Here is a 17,321-nt window from a genome sequence, read left to right on the forward strand (position 1 = left end):
AACCCGGCCCGGCCCTCAGGCGACGCTGCGCGGCACCGTCACCGTCACCTTCAGGCCGTGCGGTTCATGGTGCTCGTACGAGATCGCGCCCCCGCCCGCGGCCAGCAGCGCGCGGGAGATGGACAGGCCGAGGCCGGAGCCCTTGATGTTCTGATGGCGGCCACTGCGCCAGAAACGGTCGCCGACGCGCGCGAGTTCCTCGTCCGTGAGGCCGGGGCCCAGGTCGGTGACCACGACGGTGGCGGTCTCGCCGTTGGAGGAGACCGCCACCTCGACGCACTCGTCCTCGGGCGTGAACTTCACGGCGTTGTCGATGACCGCGTCCAGCGCGCTGGACAGGGTGACCGGGTCGGCCCAGGCGGTGGTCGGCGGACAGTCGCCGAGCAGTCGTACGCCCTTCGCCTCGGCGGTCGGCGCCCAGGCCGCGACGCGTTCGGCGGTCAGCGCGCCGATGTCGGTGATGCGCAGGTCCGCGTCGGTGTGCTCGGCCAGGGCCAGGTCGAGCAGGTCGTCCAGGACCTGTGCGAGGCGCTTGCCCTCCATCTGGACCGAGGCGATCTCCTTGTTGCCCTCCGGGAGTTCGAAGGCGAGCAGTTCGATGCGCAGCAGCAACGCGGCGAGCGGGTTGCGCAGTTGGTGGGAGGCGTCGGCGACGAAGGCGCGCTGTTGCTCCAGGACGTCCTCGACGTTGTCCGCCATCTCGTTGAACGAATGGGCCAGGCGCCGGAGTTCCGGCGGTCCGCCGGCGGCGGCGACCCGGGACTTCAGGCTGCCGCTGGCGATCGCGTGCGTGGTGGCGTCCAGGACGCGTACGGGCCGCAGCACCCAGCCGGTGAGCCGCAGCGCGGCACCGACGGCCAGCAGCATCGCGGCCATCAGACCCGCGCCGATCACCAGCCAGTTGTGCAGGATCCGCGAACGCATCTCCCCGGTCGGCGAGTCGGTGACGACGACCGCGACGACGTCACCGTCCCGGATGACCGGGGAGGCGACGACGAGCCGGGTGCGCTCCCAGGGCCAGACCTGGTGCGGGTTCTGGCTGCGCCGGCTGAGCCGCGCCTCCTCGAACGCCTCGCGCACCTCGCCCGTCTCGGGGAGGAACCAGGTCGTCGGCGCGTTGGCCATGGGTACATCAGTGCGGTAGAAGACTCCGACACGGATGTCGTAGACCTCGTAGTAGCTCTCGAGTTCGCTCTCCAGCGTGTCCTGGCGTTCGTCGTCGGGACCGGTCACGTATTGGGCGAGGGCCGCGAAGTGCGCGGTGTCGTCGATCCGGTCGACGACCACTTTCTGCTGCTGGGCCGAGGCCATGCCGATGCCGAGCGGAATGCCCAGCGCCAGCAGCATGGCCGCCATCAGGACGATGAGCAGCGGGAGGAGTCGTGTGCGCACCCGGGCCCGCTACGAGGACGGGGCGACGAGTCGGTAGCCGACGCCGCGTACGGTCTCGATGAGGGCCGGCATGCGCAACTTGGCGCGCAGGGAGGCGACATGGACCTCCAGGGTGCGCCCGGTCCCCTCCCAGCTGGTGCGCCACACCTCGCTGATGATCTGCTCCCGGCGGAAGACGACACCGGGGCGCTGGGCCAGCAGGGCGAGCAGGTCGAACTCCTTGCGGGTCAGCTGGACGACGGAACCGTCCACGCTGACCTGACGGGTCGGCAGTTCGATGTGGACCGACCCGAGGACCAGCGCGGTGTCGGCGCCGCCCGGGGCGTCCTCGTGTGTGGTGCGGCGGCTGACGGCGTGGATCCGGGCCAGCAGTTCTCCGGTGTCGTACGGCTTCACCACGTAGTCGTCGGCCCCGAGGTTGAGGCCGTGGATGCGGGAGCGGACGTCGGAGCGGGCGGTGACCATGATCACCGGGGTGCTGGTGCGCTTGCGGATCTTGCCGCAGACCTCGTAACCGTCCTGGTCAGGCAGCCCCAGGTCGAGCAGGACGACGCCGAAGCCGTCGCTTTCCGGGACGAGGGCCTGGAGAGCTTCCTCCCCGCTTCGGGCGTGCGTCACGTCGAACCCGTGGCGGGCCAGGACCGCGGACAGGGCGGCGGCGACGTGATTGTCGTCCTCGACGAGGAGCAGTCTCATCCGGCCCTCCTTCGCTTCATCAGCCGTACGATCGAGATGTACGAAAACGCGTGCACGCGCGCGCGTGCACGTTGCAGTCACGCTGATGGAAGAGGACGGCGTCAAGTGGGTTCCGGTTGCGGACCGCTTCCGTTACCCGGCCGATATGCGGCCTGCTCACAACTGCTACGACACGTGTCCGATTGCTATCGGATCGTGATGCTCAGATTCCCCTCAAAGGTAATGACGCAGGTCGCGTGGGGTCACTACTGTCCTCCGAAACCGAGGAGGACGGAGCCCTAGAGCGATGACCGAAGTATCGGTGGCCAAGGAAGACGTGGCCGCAACCGGCGAACTGGTCGTCCTGAAGAGCGTCAACAAGCACTTCGGCGCGTTGCATGTTCTCCAGGACATCGATCTGACGATCGCCCGCGGCGAGGTCGTCGTCGTCATCGGACCCTCCGGGTCCGGTAAGTCGACCCTGTGTCGCACCATCAACCGCCTGGAGACGATCGACTCCGGCACCATCGCCATCGACGGCAAGCCCCTGCCCGCGGAGGGCAAGGAGCTGGCGCGGCTGCGGGCCGACGTCGGGATGGTCTTCCAGTCCTTCAACCTCTTCGCGCACAAGACCGTGCTCGAGAACGTGATGCTCGGCCAGATCAAGGTCCGCAAGGCGGACAAGAAGTCGGCCGAGGAGAAGGCCCGGTCCCTGCTCGACCGGGTCGGTGTGGGCAGCCAGGCCGACAAGTACCCCGCACAGCTCTCCGGTGGCCAGCAGCAGCGTGTCGCCATCGCCCGGGCGCTGGCCATGGACCCCAAGGTCATGCTCTTCGACGAGCCCACGTCGGCGCTCGACCCGGAGATGATCAACGAGGTCCTCGAAGTCATGCAGCAGCTCGCCCGGGACGGCATGACCATGATCGTCGTCACCCACGAGATGGGGTTCGCCCGTTCGGCGGCGAACCGAGTGGTCTTCATGGCGGACGGCCGCATCGTCGAGGAAGCTGTGCCCGACCAGTTCTTCAGCGCTCCGCGCAGCGACCGCGCCAAGGACTTCCTGTCCAAGATCCTGCACCACTGACAGCGCGTCAGACCCGCGTCACCGCCTCGACGGCCCGCATCTCATCACACAAAGGATGTTCACCATGAAGCTCCGCAAGGCCACCGCGGCGGCCGCCGCAGCGCTCGTCCTCTCGCTGACCGCGACCGCCTGCGGCGGCGACGACAAGGACGACAGCGGCTCCGGTTCCGGCGGCGGCGACAAGATCAAGGTCGGCATCAAGTTCGACCAGCCCGGTCTCGGCCTCAAGCAGCCCGACGGCTCCTTCTCCGGCTTCGACGTGGACGTGGCGACGTACGTGGCCAAGCAGCTCGGCTACGACGCCGACAAGATCGAGTTCGTCGAGACCAAGAGCGCCGACCGTGAGAACGCGCTGGCCCGTGGCGACGTGAAGTTCATCGCCGCGACCTACTCGATCAACGACGAGCGCAAGCAGAAGGTCGACTTCGCCGGCCCGTACCTGCTGGCCCACCAGGACCTGCTGGTCAAGACGGACTCGGACATCTCCAAGGGCACCGACCTCAACGGCAAGAACCTGTGCTCGGTGACCGGTTCGACCTCGGCGCAGAACGTCCACGACACCATCGCCCCGAAGGCCAACCTCAAGGAGTACAGCGGCTACTCCGAGTGCATCGCGGCCCTCCAGAGCGGCACCGTCGACGCCGTCACCACCGACGACTCGATCCTCGCGGGCTTTGCCGCCCAGTCCCAGTACAAGGGCAAGTTCAAGCTCGCCGGCCTCAAGCTGAGCAACGAGAACTACGGCATCGGTGTGAAGAAGGGCGACACCGCGACCGTCGACAAGATCAACAAGGCCCTCGAGAAGATGGTCAGCGACGGCAGCTGGGACAAGGCCGTCAAGGACAACTTCGGCCCCGCGAACTACCAGAACGAGCCCGCCCCGAAGATCGGCGTGATCGTCAAGTAACAGCGCAACGGTCCCTCGGCGTGCCGCCGTCCACCGCGATGTCGGCGGCGGCGCGCCGTGCCGTCCACGTACGCCACCCACCCGGAAGCGCGGGACATCGTGTTCGACTTCATCTCCGACTATGACAACCCGACCCTGCTCGGCGCCTTCTGGATGACGGTGAAGCTCACCTTCTTCTCCGGCATCGGCTCCCTGGTCTGGGGCACCCTGCTGGCCGCGATGCGGGTCAGCCCGGTCCCGCTCATGCGGGGCTTCGGCACGGCCTACGTGAACATCGTCCGGAACATCCCCCTGACCGTCATCATCCTGTTCTGCTCGCTGGGTCTCGCGGACATCTTCCACGTGACGATGGGTGCCTCGGACTTCAAGGTCCAGGGCTTCCGGCTGGCGATCCTCGGCTTCACCGCCTACACCGCGGCCTTCGTCTGCGAGGCAGTGCGCTCCGGCATCAACACGGTGCCGATGGGCCAGGCCGAGGCGGCCCGCGCGATCGGCCTGAACTTCACCCAGACCCTGCGGCTCATCGTGCTGCCGCAGGCCTTCCGCGCGGTGATCGGCCCGCTGGCCAACGTGCTGATCGCACTGACGAAGAACACCACCGTGGCCGCCGCGATCGGCGTCGCCGAGGCCGCGTACCTGATGAAGCAAATGATCGAGAACGAGGCTGCGACGCTGCTCATCGGCGCGATCTTCGCCTTCGGTTTCGTGGTACTGACCCTGCCCACCGGCCTCATCCTCGGCTGGCTGAGCAAGCGACTGGCGGTGAAGCGATGAGCTCGGTCCTGTACGACACTCCGGGCCCCCGCGCCAAGCGGCGCAATGTGATCCTCTCGGTGGTCTTCGTCGTCCTGCTCCTGCTCCTGGCGTGGTGGGTCTGGACGGCACTGGACGACAAGGGCCAGCTGGAGTGGTCCCTGTGGAAGCCGTTCACCCAGTCGGATACATGGACGACCTACCTCCTGCCGGGCCTCGGCGAGACCCTCAAGGCGGCGGCGCTCGCCATGGTGATCGCCCTCCCGCTGGGCGCGGTCTTCGGCATCGCCCGCCTGTCCGACCACCGCTGGGTGCGGGGCGTGGCCGGCACGGTGGTCGAGTTCTTCCGCGCCATCCCGGTCCTGCTGCTGATGCTGTTCGCCAACGAGGTCTACGCCCGCTCGACGGACGTCGGCACCGAGAACCGGCCGCTGTACGCGGTCGTCACCGGCCTCGTGCTGTACAACGCCGCGGTCCTCGCCGAGGTCGTCCGGGCCGGCATCCTCGCGCTGCCCAAGGGACAGACGGAGGCGGCCCAGGCGGTCGGCCTGCGCAAGGGCCAGACGATGAGGCTGATCCTGCTCCCGCAGGCCGTCACCGCGATGCTCCCGGCCATCGTCAGCCAGCTCGTCGTCATCGTGAAGGACACCGCGCTCGGCGGCGTCATGATCGGCTTCACCGAGCTGCTCAGCGAGCGCGCGACCCTGGCGGCGAACTACGCCAACGTCATCCAGAGCTTCGTCATCGTGGCGATCATCTACATCGTCGTGAACTTCATCCTGACCAGCTTCGCGAGCTGGCTGGAGAAGCGGCTGCGGCGGAGCAAGAAGAGCACCGGTGCGGTGCTCGGCGTGGACGACATCGACGACATCAACGCCGGTGAGGTCGGCGGCGGCTTCGCGACCGGGGCGTCCGCCTGACGTTGCGTCAACAAGGTGACTGACGTTCCGTCAAGTGACAGGGACGACACGGAGGGCAGTGGCTTGATCGCCACTGCCCTCCGTCACTTGACGCAAGCACCGGCAATGGGTTGCATACGTTCTGTGATCGTGCACCCTGCTCCAACCCTCTGTTCACCCACGTCCCCCGGGACGCCGCCGCGGGCAGGGGGCGCCTCGCCGTGGACCCGGTGATCATCGTCGGAGCGGGGCCCGTCGGGCTCACGCTCGCCCTGGCTCTGGCCCGCCAGGACGTACCGTCCGTCGTCCTCGACGAGGGCCCCGGCAAGGACGAACCCCGCCCCGCCCGCACGGTCGTGCTGCGCGAGGACACCGCCGCCCTGATGGAGCGGCTGACCGGCGTCGCGCTCGACGGAGTGGGCTGCCACTGGGCCGGATGGCGGTCGTTGCGCCGCAAGCAGGTGATGCGCGAGGTCTCCTTCGAGGACGCCTCGGAGCCCGGTCCGCTGCACATCGCCCAGCACGTCCTGACCGGCCTGCTCCGCGAGGCCGCCGCCCATGAATCGCTCGTCAAGATCGCCGTCGACAGCCGTCTCGACACCGTCGAGCAGGAGAAGTCCGGCGTCACCGCACACACGCGCGGCCCCAAGGGCACGTGGTGGCGCGGCAGTTACCTGGTCGGCTGCGACGGCCCCCGCTCCACGGTCCGCAAACTCCAGGACATCCGCTTCCCCGGCCGTACGGCGGTGGAGCGACACGCCGTCGCCGCGCTGCGCACGGAACTTCCGTGGGAGGGCGAGGCGTTGCTCCATCGGATGCCGCCGTGGCGGATGTCCGGACCTTCGGCCGGGGAGGTCACCGGACGCCCGTTGCCGGACGGGGTGTGGCGCCTGGACTGGCTGCTCCCGCCGGGCAAGGACCTGGTCACGCCCGAACTGCTGGTGTCCCGCGTCCGGGAGACCCTCGCGGGCTGGACAGGGGGCCCCACACCGCCGTACGACCTCCTCGACACCGGTGTGCACACCGTCCACCACCGACTCGCGCGCCGCTGGCGGGTCGGCCGGGTGTTCCTCGCCGGGGACGCGGCGCATCTGCTCGGCGCGCTCGGTACCCAGGGGTTGGACGAGGGGCTCAGGGACGCCGACAACCTCGCCTGGAAGCTGACCCTCGCCTGGCACCACGGTCCGCACGAGGCGCTGCTCGACAGCTACCAGGCCGAGCGGCGTGGCGTCGTCGCCGCCCGGCTGCGCGCCGCCGACCAGGCCCTGCCGCTGCTGCGCGGCGGTGGCGGACTGCGCGCCTACGTCCCGGGCTCGGCCCGAGGTCACGACGCGCTGCTCGCCGACGGCCACCTGGGGCGCGGCGCGCTCGGTGCGCCGGGGGCGTACACCGGCTCGCCGCTGGCGCCCCGGCACCTGGAGGCCGAGGTCGCGGTCGACACGGCTCCGGGGGCGCCGGTCGCCGATGTACGGGTCACGGCCGAGGACGGCTCGTTCGTACGACTCCGGGACCGGCTCGGTCGCGGGACGCTGCTCGTCGTACTCATCGCGCCGGGCACGGGCGTGTGGGAGCGCAAGCACTGGGTGACCGCCGGGGTCATGCCCCGGCTGGCCGCCGCCGTCACCGCACTGCCGCACACCGCCGAGCTGCTGGTCGCCGAGAGCTATCCGGGGGCAGCGGCGCACAGCGTCCTGCTGGTGCGTCCCGACGGCCACCTCGTGACCGCGCTGAGCGGAGTCCGTCCCGCCGACCTGTACGCGGCGGCGGAGGCGACGCTGGGCGGGCCGACGAGGGCGGAGGCGGAGGCCGGAGCGGGGTCGCGCTGAGGTGGGGGTGCCGCTCCCCGGTGGGGGCGTCGCTCCCGGGTGGGGACGGCATTCGCACGGGCGTACGTTCCACATAGTGACGGTGAGTTGACCGTTCTGCACCGTCATGCTGTACTCCGCACCATGACCGACACCTGTGTGCGCCTGTGGCGGAGGGTCCATATGGACCTCGTCCGCTATGCGGGCTGCGTGTGTCGTCCGTCCTGCTGATTCGCACCCCTCTCCTCCCGCGCGTGCCGTGCCCGTGATGCCGTCGCGCGCGTTCCGCGAACGCTTTTCAGGACGGTGTCCGTGTCTCTCTCCCCCTCCCCCTCTTCCGTCTCCACGCCCGTGTCTGCCGCCATGCCGGCGGCTCCGACGCAGGCGGACCTTCTCGACTTCGTACGGCGTACGGCCGCCGACGCCGAGCTGATCGCCTCACTGCCGCTCGACCCCGAGGGCCGCACCTGGGTGCGCCTGGAGGGGCCCGGCGGGAGTGAGGCCTGGCTGATCGGCTGGCCGCCCGGCACGGGCACCGGCTGGCACGACCACGCCGAGTCCGTCGGGGCTTTCGTCGCGGCCTCCGGCGAGCTCAAGGAGAACGCGCTGGCCGCCCGCCTGCCCGCGGACGGCTGGAAGACCCTGGAACTCACCGAGGGCGTCGACCGGGAACGGCGACTGCCGGCCGGCAAGGGGCGCTCCTTCGGACAGCACCACGTCCACGAGGTGCTCAACGAGTCCCCGGACGAGCACGCGATCTCGGTCCACGCCTACTACCCGCCCCTGCCGCAGATCCGCCGCTACAGCCGGACGGGGCAGATCCTGCGTCTGGAGCAGGTGGAGCGCCCGGAGGACTGGCAGTGAGCGGAGCGGACGAACGGCAGAGCGCGCAGTCGGCCCAACAGCCCGTCGGTATCGACGAGTTGCTGGAGCGGGTGCGCGAGCGCTACGACCGGATCGAGCCCCAGGAGGCGTACGACGCCGCCCAGCGCGGCGAGGCGCTGCTGGTGGACATCCGCTACGCCGCCCTGCGCGACCGGGACGGGGTGATCCCCGGCGCCCTCGTCGTCGAGCGCAACGAACTGGAGTGGCGCCTCGATCCGCGCGGCAGCCATCGCGCCCCCGAGGCCACGAGCCACGATCTGCGGGTCGTGGTGATCTGCAACGAGGGCTACGCCTCCAGCCTGGCGGCCGCCTCCCTGCACCAACTGGGGTTGCACCGGGCCACGGACCTGGTGGGCGGGTTCCAGGCGTGGCGGGCATCGGGGCTGCCGGTCACGTCGGCGTAGGCGTGGCGGTGGCGTCGCCAGGGTGTCCCGGTCGGTGTCCGGGGCTCAGTCGACGTCGGGGTCTCAGTCGGCGTCGGGATCGGGGTTGCAGTAGAGCGGGGCCGTGTCTGCGGTGCCCTTGGTCACCAGACGGACCCGGGTGGTGACGACCTTGTCCACATCGCCCTCGGCACGGAGCAGCGCGAGGGCGTTGGTCACCGCCAACTCACCGGTGTCGGCCGCCGAGTTGGCGACCGTGGCCGCGAAACGTCCGTCCTTCAGCGCGGCCAGCCCCTCGTCGGTGCCGTTGACGGTCACGATCTTCACGGCCTTCGCGCCGGCCGCGTCGAAGGCCTCACGGACGGCGAAGGCCATCTCCTCACTGGCGACGAACACGTAGTCGAGGTCGGGATGGGCCTCGAGCATGCCCGCGGCGACCGTCCGCGCCTTGGCCGGGCTGAACATGCCGGGCTTGTTGGCCACCACCGTGGCGTTGGCCGGCAGGGCGCCCTTGAAGCCGCCGACGAGCAGGTCGGAGGCCGCGCCTGGCGCACCGGCGACGACACCGACGTTCACCTTCTGCCCGGCGGCGTCCTTCTCGATCCAGCCCGCGTCGAGGGCGCCCACCTGCTTCAGGTCGACGACGACGGCCCCGAGGATGTCGGTGGTGTCGTCGGTGACGACCGAGGTGAGGAAGATGGGGACGCCGGCCTTCTTGGCCTTGGCGATGTCCTTCTGGAGGGCGTCGACGTCGACGGTCTGCACGATGAGCGCGTCCACGTGCCTGGCGATCATGTCCTGGATGTTGGCCAGCTCGGTCGCGGCGTCCTGCCGGGACTCGGCGGTGTGGATCCGGGCGCTGTTGTTGAGCGCCGTGTCCACGACGGCCGCCTCGAGACACTCATGGAACCGGGTGGACCCTCCATTGACGAACCCCAGAGTGACGGGTCCGTCGACCGTCGGTGCCGCATCCGCCGCGAGAAGCCCGCATCCACTCAGCACCAGGCAGCCGCAGCTCCCGAGGACCGACGCGACCAACGCTCTGTGGGAGCGGGCGGATCTGGACATGGCGGGGCCGCCTTTCAGGACGTGCTGTGCTGAGGCACGGTGCGGGGGAACGCGGCGGTCGAGCTGTCCGGACGCGGCTCACCAACCGTCAGCGGTGAGCCGACGGCACGATGGGGTCCACGGCCTCAGACGCCGAGCGACGGTGGCCGACGGTACCGGCGGACGGGGGAGGCTCACCCTCCACGGGACGCAAGGTAAGGGTGCGCCACCCGACATCCCCCTCGCAGGAGGGACCTGGGCGACGTGGACCTGCGTGACATGGGCCTGCGTGACGTGGGCCTGCCCTACGCCCCCGCCCACCCCGACTGCCCCCGCCCGCCCCCGGCCAAGGCTCACGGACCCCAGCCCGGTCCGTCCTCAGCCAAGTCGCCCGGGCCGCCGGGCCGCAACCCTCCCCGCCCCTCAGTCAAGGCGCACGAACCGCACCTCTCCCCGGCGCCCTCGACGGACTCGCGTCTCCCCCATGCCACGCCACCTTCCCCCCTGCCCCCGCCCCCCTCGGGCCCGCATCTCGGGCCCCGCATCTCACGCAGCCCGCCTCAGAACCCCTCCCCCTCGAAGAGTTCCGCCTCCTCGCCCTCCTCCGCGAGCGCCTGCCGCACCACCCGCAGGGCCATGCCCTCGGAGTAGCCCTTGCGAGCGAGCATCCCCGCGAGGCGGCGCAGGCGCTTGTCCCGGTCGAGGCCACGGGTGGAACGCAGCTTGCGGTCGACGAGCTCACGCGCGGTCGCTTCCTCCTGCTCGGAGTCGAGCTGGGAGACGGCCGCCTCGATGAGCGTGGAGTCCACGCCCTTGGTCCGCAGTTCCTGGGCGAGCGCGCGCCGGGCGAGCCCCCGGCCGTGGTGCCGGGACTCCACCCAGGCGTCGGCGAACGCGCTGTCGTTGATCAGCCCGACCTCCTCGAACCGCGACAGCACCTCCTCCGCCGCCTCGTCGGGAATCCCCTTCTTGCTCAGGGCGTCCGCGAGTTGCTTGCGTGTGCGCGGGGTCCCGGTGAGCAGGCGCAGACAGATCCCCCGTGCCCGCTCCACCGGGTCCCCTGAAGACTCCCCCTTCTCGGCCCTCGACGAGGAGGGGACGTCTCCGTCCTCACCGGACGGCTCTCCATCCGACTCGCCGTGCGGTTCCCCGAAGCCGCGCCGACGGCGCCCACGTCCCCCACGTGAGCCCCCTTCGCCGCGCGCTCGTCGGCCGCCCCGGCGCGAGCCGTCGCCGCCCGAGTCGGCTCCGTAGGCGGTGCCGCCCTCCGGCCACTCCCCCTCGGTCGGCGCCCCCTCGTACAGCGCGCCGTCGCCCGGCGCGCCGCCGCCGTACTCCCCGTCCATGCCGTACGACGCCCTGCCATGCCCCCCGTGACTGCCCTGGGCCGCCTCGGCGCCACCGGCGCCCCTCCCCGGCTCGCGCGGAGCGTCCGGGTAGGCGTACTCGGCCCAGTCGGTTCGCCGAGTCACCGCATCAGCTCTTGGCTGCCGCGGCCTTGGTCTTGGCCGTCTTGGCCGCCGCCGGTGCGGGGACCGTCTTCGCGGCGTCGTCCGCGGGGGCGGCGACCGCAGCGTCCGCGCCCGGCTCGGCGGTGGGCTCCTCGGGACGAACGCCGACGCCCAGCTTCTCCTTGATCTTCTTCTCGATCTCGTTGGCCAGGTCGGGGTTGTCCTTCAGGAAGTTGCGCGCGTTCTCCTTGCCCTGGCCGAGCTGGTCGCCCTCGTACGTGTACCAGGCGCCGGCCTTGCGGACGAAGCCGTTCTCCACGCCCATGTCGATCAGGCCGCCCTCGCGGCTGATGCCCTGGCCGTAGAGGATGTCGAACTCGGCCTGCTTGAAGGGCGGCGCGACCTTGTTCTTGACGACCTTGACGCGGGTGCGGTTGCCGACCGCGTCCGTGCCGTCCTTCAGGGTTTCGATGCGGCGGATGTCCATGCGCACCGAGGCGTAGAACTTCAGCGCCCGGCCACCGGTCGTGGTCTCCGGGGAGCCGAACATCACGCCGATCTTCTCGCGGAGCTGGTTGATGAAGATCGCGGTGGTCTTGGACTGGTTGAGCGCGCTGGTGATCTTCCGCAGCGCCTGGCTCATCAGACGGGCCTGCAGACCGACGTGGCTGTCGCCCATCTCGCCCTCGATCTCCGCGCGCGGGACGAGCGCGGCGACGGAGTCGATGACGATCAGGTCGAGGGCACCGGAGCGGACCAGCATGTCCACGATCTCCAGGGCCTGCTCGCCGTTGTCCGGCTGGGACAGGATCAGGTTGTCGATGTCGACGCCGAGCTTCTTCGCGTACTCGGGGTCGAGGGCGTGCTCCGCGTCGATGAAGGCGACCTGGCCGCCCGCCTTCTGCGCGTTCGCCACCGCGTGCAGCGTCAGGGTCGTCTTGCCGGAGGACTCCGGGCCGTACACCTCCACCACGCGGCCTCGCGGGATGCCGCCGACGCCGAGCGCGACGTCGAGTGCGGTCGACCCGGTGGGGATGACCTCGATGGGCTCGTTCGGCCGCTCGCCCATGCGCATGACTGCGCCCTTGCCGAATTGCCGTTCAATCTGTGCGAGCGCGGCGTCGAGCGCCTTCTCGCGGTCGGTTCCTGCCATGGGTTCCACCCGGTTTGCTTGAGTCGATCGCTTCACGTGAAAGACGCTAACGCCTGCCACTGACAATGGGCCCCGACGCCCGTCCGGCCTGTGGATAACTCGGGCACTTTCCTACCCAAATCATCCCGAAGTACCCACCGCGAGCCCCTCTTGAGTCGTGCCGGAGCTCCCATAAGAATGGATGTTCGATTTTGGTGTCAAGCGCACCACGCGGCACTGCCGAGCCCGTGTCTCCGGTTCCCGCGAAGGGCTGACAGAGGGATGAAACGGGCACCGGGCTCCGCATGCCGGATCACGTCGGACATGGTCGCGGCGTCGGGCGCCGGATGCGGTACGCCAGGCCGGCGGATCCCCACGCCCCCTAGGAACCGGTCCCGTCCCCGGGCTCCCGCTCCCCCGACCGCCGCCCCCAGAGATCACGCGCGCGCCTGAACAGCCCCTCCGACACCCGGCGCCGGTGGCCGTGCACCCGGGGGTCGTCCGTGACGTCGTACCGCTTCACGTACGCCCCCAGGAACGCCTGGAGCGTGGCGACCGCCGGGATGGCGATCAGCGCGCCGACGGCCCCGAGGAGGGCGGTGCCGGCGATGACCGAGCCGAAGGCCACGGCCGGGTGGACGTCGACGGTCTTCGAGGTCAGCTTCGGCTGGAGCACATAGTTCTCGAACTGCTGGTAGACCACGACGAAGATCAGCACCCACAGCGCGTACCAGGGATCGACCGTGAACGCGATCAGCATGGGCAGAGCGCCCGCGAGATACGTGCCGATCGTCGGGATGAACTGCGAGACCAGGCCCACCCACACGGCGAGCACGGGCGCGTTGGGCACTGCCAGCGCCTGGAGCAGGATGTAGTGGGCGACGCCGGAGATCAGCGCCATCACACCGCGCGAGTACAGATAGCCGCCGGTCTTGTCGACCGCGATCTCCCAGGCGCGCAGCACCTCGGCCTGCTTGGCGGGCGGTAGGACGGAGCAGAGCGCGCGGCGCAGTCGCGGGCCGTCCGCGGCGAAGTAGAACGAGAACAGAGTGATCGTCAGCAGCTGGAAGAGTCCCCCAATGACCTGGGCGGACAGGTCCAGGACACCGGTGGCGCTGTTCTGCACGTAGTTGCGCAGCCAGTCGGACTTGAGCAGCCCCTCCTGGACGTCGATCCGCTTCAGATCGGTGTGGAAATGCGTGTTGATCCAGCTGATGACGGAGTCGATGTAGTCGGGGAAGTCCTCGACGATCTTGATGATCTGCCCCGCGAGCATCGACCCGAGCAGGGTGATGAACCCGGCGGACACGATCATCACGGCGAGGAAGACGAGGAAGGTGCCGACCCCCCGGCGTATCCCGCGCGAGGCCATCCAGCTCACCGCGGGCTCGATGGCCAGCGCCAGGAAGAACGCGATGAGGATGTTGATCAGCAGCCCGGTGAGCTGGTGGAAGGCCCATGTGCTCAGCTGGAAGGCGGCGTAGAGGCCGAGCGTGAGCACCACGGCACGCGGCAGCCAGCGCGGCATGCGCGCGTCCGCCCCGGCACCGCCGTCGGCCGGAGGCCGGGCGGGCGGTGTCGTGCCGAACGGGGAGGCGTGCTGGGGGAACTCGTCGGTCTCGTCAGTGGGTGCCACGGTGCAAGTTTCGCCTACGCCGCTGACAATGCGCTGCCCCCCTGCGATCTTCGTGACCGGTCAGCGCTTCTCTTGTGGCACGTTCATGACCCCGCACACCACGCGCCACACGTCCTTGGCGTCCCAGCCCGCGTCGAGGGCCTCGTACACCGTGCGCCCGCCGAGCTCCGTCATGACGTGGTCGCGCGCGAAGGTGTCGTCGTACCCGGGACCGAAATGGTCCGCCATCCGCTGCCAGAAGACCGTCAACCGCATGACCCCAGTATCCCGCCCCTGAGAGTGGGCCTCGGCCGGGACCGCTTGCCGAGACCGCTTTCCGTCCTACGGTCTGACGCATGGCCGAAACAGGAGCTTCCCCACTCCCCCCGACGCCCCCGGCGCACTCCCCGCTCTTCCGCGCCGAGCACTTCGTCTGGCTCACCGCGCGCGTGCTGGAACAACGCCTCTTCGCCCACCACTTCCTGAACGGCGACGCCGACCCGGTGGAGACCGCGCTGGACGCGTACCGCAACGAGGACGGCGGTTACGGCCACGCCCTGGAGCCCGATCTGCGCGGCCCGGTCAGCCAGCCCCTGCACGCCGGGCACGCTCTCCGCGTCCTGGACGCCATCGGACGCTGCGGCGGCCAGCGGGTGGAACGTGTGTGCCGCTATCTGACGTCGGTCTCCACCGCGGACGGCGCCCTGCCGGCGATCCACCCCAGCCAGCGCGGCTACCCCACGGCTCCCTTCATCCCGATCGTGGACGACCCGCCCAGCGAACTCCTCGCCACCGGCCCGGTCGTCGGCCTGCTGCACCGCAACGAGGTGTGGCACGCCTGGCTGTTCCGCGCCACGGACTTCTGCTGGCACGCGGTCGAGTCCCTGCGGCAGTCGCATCCGTACGAGGTCCAGGCGGCCGTGGCCTTCCTGGACTCCGCTCCCGACCGCCCGCGCGCGGAGGCGGCCGCGGACCGGCTGGGCCGCCTGGTGCGCGAGACCCGCCTCGCGGTCCTGGAGCCGGAGCGCCTCGACACCCACCCGGTCTCTCCCGGCTACGCCCCGGGCGAGCACCACTTCCCGCACGACTACGCCAGGACGCCGTACTCGCTCGCGCGCGCGTGGTTCACGGACGAGGAGATGGAGCGCTCCCTGGACTTCCTGGCGGCCGCCCAACAGGAGGACGGCGGCTGGCCCGTCCGCTGGCGCCAATGGGCGCCAGGCTCCGCTCTGGAAGCCCGCCCGGTGGTCACGATCGAGGCACTGCGCACCCTCAGGGCGTACGGCCGCTCGATCGGCTAGGCGCTCACCCGCCCATGGCCCGCACGCCGGCCGTCACCACCACGGCCGCCGCGACGACGAGCAGGAACGGCGCACGCAGCACAAGCGCCACCGCCGCCGCGGCCACCCCCGCGAGCCTGGCGTCCAGGACCAGCTCACGCCCGTCGGCGAAGGTCTGCTGGGCCGTGAGAGCGGCCAGCAAGGCAACCGGCAGCAGCGCGGCCAGCCGCTTCACCAGCGGCCGCTCCAGAGCACCCGCGGGAACAAGCAGCCCGACCAGCTTGACGACGTAACAGCCCACGGCCGTGACACCGATCGCGATCCAGACGTTCATCGCTCCCCCCGCCGACCCTGCCGACGGCCCTCGGCCCACAACACCACGGGAGCCGCGAGAGCGGCCGCCAGCACCGGCACCCCGGCGGGCAGCACGGGCAGCAGCCCGAGCCCCAGCAGCACGGCGAGCCCGGCGACGGCACGCTCGGTGCCGCTCTTCAGCATCGGCGCGAGCAATGCCAGGAAAACAGCGGGCCCGGCGGCATCAAGCCCCCAGGCATCGGTGTCCCCGATGGCCTCGGCCCCCAGCGCGCCCAGCAAAGTAGTGAGATTCCACAGCACATAGAGACTCAGCCCCGTGACCGCGAACCCGATCCGCACGCTCCGCCGCCCCCGCTGAGCCAAGGCGACAGCCGCCGTCTCGTCGATGACCCACTGAGCGGCAAACGGCCGCACCGCGCGCGGCAGAGCCAGCAACTGCGACAGACGAAGCCCGTAGAAGGCGTTGCGCACACCGAGGAAGAACGCCCCCGCGGCCGCGGTCAGCGGATTGCCCCCGGCGGCCAGCGCCCCCACAAGGGCGAACTGAGAGGCCCCGGTGAACACCAGAAGGCTGAGCGCACACGTCTGCATCACCGTGAGCCCACTGCCCGCCGAGGTCACCCCGAAGGCGAACCCGGACAGTCCCACGGCGACCCCGACTCCGAGGGCGTCCCGTACGACGGCGGCGTCCGCCTTCCGCCCGCCACCGGCGGGTATGTCTACGAAAGCTGTCTGTTCTCCCACACGTCGGACGCTAGACGAGGCCCCGTCCGGACGTCTTGTACGTTCTTGCGCTCACGCTGGTACGCCCCGGGCGGCACCCCGACGATCCGAGCGAAATGCCGATTCAGATGCGGCTGATCACTGAACCCCACGGCGACGGCGGCCTCCCCCGGCGACGTACCACCGTCCAGCAACAGCCGGGCCCGCCGCACGCGCGCGTCGGTGAGCCAGGCGTGCGGCGGCATCCCGTACACATCCCGAAAGGCCCGCAACAACGCGAACGACCCGACCCCGAGCTCGTGGGCCAAGCCCTCCAGGCTCGGCGGCTCGACCATCCGCTCCTCCAGCAGGGCACGCGCGCGAACAGCCACCCGAGCCCCCGCCGACCGCACCTCCCGCCGCGGCAGGACCCCACCGTTGAGCCGCAGCAACCGGGTCACGGCAACCCGGAGCAAGGTATCGGCGGCCAGCGCATTGCCCTCATCAGCGGCCCGCAACACCTGGTGCACGAGCCCGACGGCGTACGGATCATCGAGTACGGGATCGACGAACCCAGGGGTCCCCCGAATCGAAGTGGTCTCGGCGGCAATCCCGGCCACCACCTCCACGGACGGATACACGGCCCCGTACCGCCACCCCTCCGGCACCCCCGCCCGCCCGGTGTGCGGCGTCTCGGGATTGACCAGCGCAAGCGCCCCGGCCCCCGCGTACCGATCAGCGCCCCGATAGTGAAAGACCTCGACCCCGTCCGCGATGGCGGCGATCACGAAGCTCTCATGCGTGTGCCGCACAAAGTTCTTCCGCACATACCGCGCCCGCAGCAGATCGACCCCAGGCAACTCGGCATACCGCCAGTGCCGCGCCCGCTCACCCGAACCTGCCATACGCCCCATTCTCCGCCACCCACGGATCCGCACCCCCGCGGACCCGCAGCGCGCGACGGCGGCAAGGGGACGTGTCGGGGGGCCCACGCGA

General features: G+C 70.3%; 19 protein-coding genes. 9 read left to right on the forward strand and 10 right to left on the reverse strand.

Features of this window, described 5'->3' with window-relative positions:
- Positions 1-15: 15 nt before the first annotated feature.
- Together OG866_RS11605 and OG866_RS11610 are read right to left on the reverse strand one after the other, a co-directional pair.
- Positions 16-1,392, reverse strand: a complete 1,377-nt coding sequence (locus OG866_RS11605; RefSeq protein WP_329333983.1) for a sensor histidine kinase — start codon at positions 1,390-1,392, stop codon at positions 16-18.
- Positions 1,393-1,401: 9 nt separating this feature from the next.
- Complete coding sequence (locus OG866_RS11610) at positions 1,402-2,088, reverse strand: response regulator transcription factor (RefSeq protein ID WP_329333985.1); 687 nt, start codon at positions 2,086-2,088, stop codon at positions 1,402-1,404.
- Between the two features lie 286 nt (positions 2,089-2,374).
- Here OG866_RS11610 and OG866_RS11615 point away from each other — a divergent pair, with 286 nt between their 5' ends.
- The 8 genes from OG866_RS11615 to OG866_RS11650 all read left to right on the forward strand — a co-directional run bounded on the left by OG866_RS11615 (position 2,375) and on the right by OG866_RS11650 (position 8,804).
- Positions 2,375-3,151, forward strand: coding sequence for an amino acid ABC transporter ATP-binding protein (locus tag OG866_RS11615; protein WP_329333987.1), 777 nt, complete (start codon positions 2,375-2,377; stop codon positions 3,149-3,151).
- Between the two features lie 64 nt (positions 3,152-3,215).
- Complete coding sequence (locus OG866_RS11620; RefSeq protein ID WP_329333989.1) at positions 3,216-4,058, forward strand: glutamate ABC transporter substrate-binding protein; 843 nt, start codon at positions 3,216-3,218, stop codon at positions 4,056-4,058.
- 99 nt (positions 4,059-4,157) lie between these two features.
- Entirely contained in the window at positions 4,158-4,832 is a 675-nt protein-coding gene (locus tag OG866_RS11625; protein WP_329344048.1) for an amino acid ABC transporter permease, read from the forward strand.
- Complete coding sequence (locus OG866_RS11630; protein ID WP_329333991.1) at positions 4,829-5,731, forward strand: amino acid ABC transporter permease; 903 nt, start codon at positions 4,829-4,831, stop codon at positions 5,729-5,731. The genes OG866_RS11625 and OG866_RS11630 overlap by 4 nt, the downstream gene beginning before the upstream one ends.
- Positions 5,732-5,931: 200 nt before the next feature.
- Complete coding sequence (locus tag OG866_RS11635) at positions 5,932-7,536, forward strand: FAD-dependent monooxygenase (protein ID WP_329333993.1); 1,605 nt, start codon at positions 5,932-5,934, stop codon at positions 7,534-7,536.
- A gap of 123 nt (positions 7,537-7,659) precedes the next feature.
- Entirely contained in the window at positions 7,660-7,746 is an 87-nt protein-coding gene (locus OG866_RS11640) for a putative leader peptide (RefSeq protein ID WP_313960178.1), read from the forward strand.
- Between the two features lie 132 nt (positions 7,747-7,878).
- Positions 7,879-8,379: a cysteine dioxygenase gene (locus tag OG866_RS11645; RefSeq protein WP_329344050.1), complete on the forward strand. Its 501-nt coding sequence runs from the start codon at positions 7,879-7,881 to the stop codon at positions 8,377-8,379.
- The gene (locus tag OG866_RS11650) at positions 8,376-8,804 is read left to right on the forward strand and encodes a rhodanese-like domain-containing protein (RefSeq protein ID WP_329333994.1); all 429 of its coding nucleotides are present in this window, start codon (positions 8,376-8,378) and stop codon (positions 8,802-8,804) included. Before OG866_RS11645 ends, OG866_RS11650 begins: the two co-directional genes overlap by 4 nt.
- 63 nt (positions 8,805-8,867) lie before the next feature.
- Here OG866_RS11650 and OG866_RS11655 read toward each other — a convergent pair whose 3' ends face one another.
- From OG866_RS11655 to OG866_RS11675, 5 genes are all read right to left on the reverse strand, one after another.
- Positions 8,868-9,851 (reverse strand): sugar ABC transporter substrate-binding protein, encoded by a 984-nt coding sequence (locus OG866_RS11655; protein WP_329333996.1) that lies wholly within the window; start codon positions 9,849-9,851, stop codon positions 8,868-8,870.
- Positions 9,852-10,390: 539 nt separating this feature from the next.
- Entirely contained in the window at positions 10,391-11,302 is a 912-nt protein-coding gene (gene recX / locus OG866_RS11660; RefSeq protein ID WP_329333998.1) for a recombination regulator RecX, read from the reverse strand.
- 4 nt (positions 11,303-11,306) lie between these two features.
- On the reverse strand, positions 11,307-12,434 hold the full coding sequence (gene recA / locus OG866_RS11665) for a recombinase RecA (protein ID WP_329333999.1): 1,128 nt from the start codon (positions 12,432-12,434) through the stop codon (positions 11,307-11,309).
- Positions 12,435-12,795: 361 nt separating this feature from the next.
- Positions 12,796-14,049, reverse strand: a complete 1,254-nt coding sequence (locus tag OG866_RS11670) for an AI-2E family transporter (protein ID WP_329334001.1) — start codon at positions 14,047-14,049, stop codon at positions 12,796-12,798.
- Between the two features lie 60 nt (positions 14,050-14,109).
- Positions 14,110-14,304: a DUF3046 domain-containing protein gene (locus OG866_RS11675; RefSeq protein WP_329334003.1), complete on the reverse strand. Its 195-nt coding sequence runs from the start codon at positions 14,302-14,304 to the stop codon at positions 14,110-14,112.
- Between the two features lie 80 nt (positions 14,305-14,384).
- On the opposite strand from OG866_RS11675, the gene OG866_RS11680 reads away from it, so the two are divergent.
- Entirely contained in the window at positions 14,385-15,329 is a 945-nt protein-coding gene (locus tag OG866_RS11680; RefSeq protein ID WP_329334004.1) for a hypothetical protein, read from the forward strand.
- Positions 15,330-15,333: 4 nt separating this feature from the next.
- Here the strand turns inward: OG866_RS11680 and OG866_RS11685 are convergent, their stop codons facing one another.
- Genes OG866_RS11685 through OG866_RS11695 form a run of 3 tightly spaced genes read right to left on the reverse strand, consistent with a single transcriptional unit; the run spans position 15,334 to position 17,230 of the window.
- Positions 15,334-15,642 carry an AzlD domain-containing protein gene (locus OG866_RS11685; RefSeq protein ID WP_329334005.1) on the reverse strand — a complete coding sequence of 103 codons (309 nt, stop codon included), beginning with the start codon at positions 15,640-15,642 and terminating at the stop codon, positions 15,334-15,336.
- Positions 15,639-16,367: an AzlC family ABC transporter permease gene (locus OG866_RS11690; protein ID WP_329334006.1), complete on the reverse strand. Its 729-nt coding sequence runs from the start codon at positions 16,365-16,367 to the stop codon at positions 15,639-15,641. The genes OG866_RS11685 and OG866_RS11690 overlap by 4 nt, the downstream gene beginning before the upstream one ends.
- Positions 16,343-17,230: an AraC family transcriptional regulator gene (locus OG866_RS11695; protein ID WP_329334008.1), complete on the reverse strand. Its 888-nt coding sequence runs from the start codon at positions 17,228-17,230 to the stop codon at positions 16,343-16,345. The genes OG866_RS11690 and OG866_RS11695 overlap by 25 nt, the downstream gene beginning before the upstream one ends.
- Positions 17,231-17,321 lie beyond the last annotated feature (91 nt).

Source organism: Streptomyces sp. NBC_00663, from assembly GCF_036226885.1.
In the GTDB taxonomy this organism is placed as follows: domain Bacteria; phylum Actinomycetota; class Actinomycetes; order Streptomycetales; family Streptomycetaceae; genus Streptomyces.

Coding starts and splice junctions, on each gene's coding strand:
- OG866_RS11610 (WP_329333985.1), bottom strand. CDS start 2,088: ATGAGACTGCTCCTCGTCGAGGACGACAATCACGTCGCCGCCGCCCTG.
- OG866_RS11615 (WP_329333987.1), top strand. CDS start 2,375: ATGACCGAAGTATCGGTGGCCAAGGAAGACGTGGCCGCAACCGGCGAA.
- OG866_RS11620 (WP_329333989.1), top strand. CDS start 3,216: ATGAAGCTCCGCAAGGCCACCGCGGCGGCCGCCGCAGCGCTCGTCCTC.
- OG866_RS11630 (WP_329333991.1), top strand. CDS start 4,829: ATGAGCTCGGTCCTGTACGACACTCCGGGCCCCCGCGCCAAGCGGCGC.
- OG866_RS11640 (WP_313960178.1), top strand. CDS start 7,660: ATGACCGACACCTGTGTGCGCCTGTGGCGGAGGGTCCATATGGACCTC.
- OG866_RS11645 (WP_329344050.1), top strand. CDS start 7,879: ATGCCGGCGGCTCCGACGCAGGCGGACCTTCTCGACTTCGTACGGCGT.
- OG866_RS11655 (WP_329333996.1), bottom strand. CDS start 9,851: ATGTCCAGATCCGCCCGCTCCCACAGAGCGTTGGTCGCGTCGGTCCTC.
- recA (WP_329333999.1), bottom strand. CDS start 12,434: ATGGCAGGAACCGACCGCGAGAAGGCGCTCGACGCCGCGCTCGCACAG.
- OG866_RS11675 (WP_329334003.1), bottom strand. CDS start 14,304: ATGCGGTTGACGGTCTTCTGGCAGCGGATGGCGGACCATTTCGGTCCC.
- OG866_RS11680 (WP_329334004.1), top strand. CDS start 14,385: ATGGCCGAAACAGGAGCTTCCCCACTCCCCCCGACGCCCCCGGCGCAC.
- OG866_RS11685 (WP_329334005.1), bottom strand. CDS start 15,642: ATGAACGTCTGGATCGCGATCGGTGTCACGGCCGTGGGCTGTTACGTC.
- OG866_RS11695 (WP_329334008.1), bottom strand. CDS start 17,230: ATGGCAGGTTCGGGTGAGCGGGCGCGGCACTGGCGGTATGCCGAGTTG.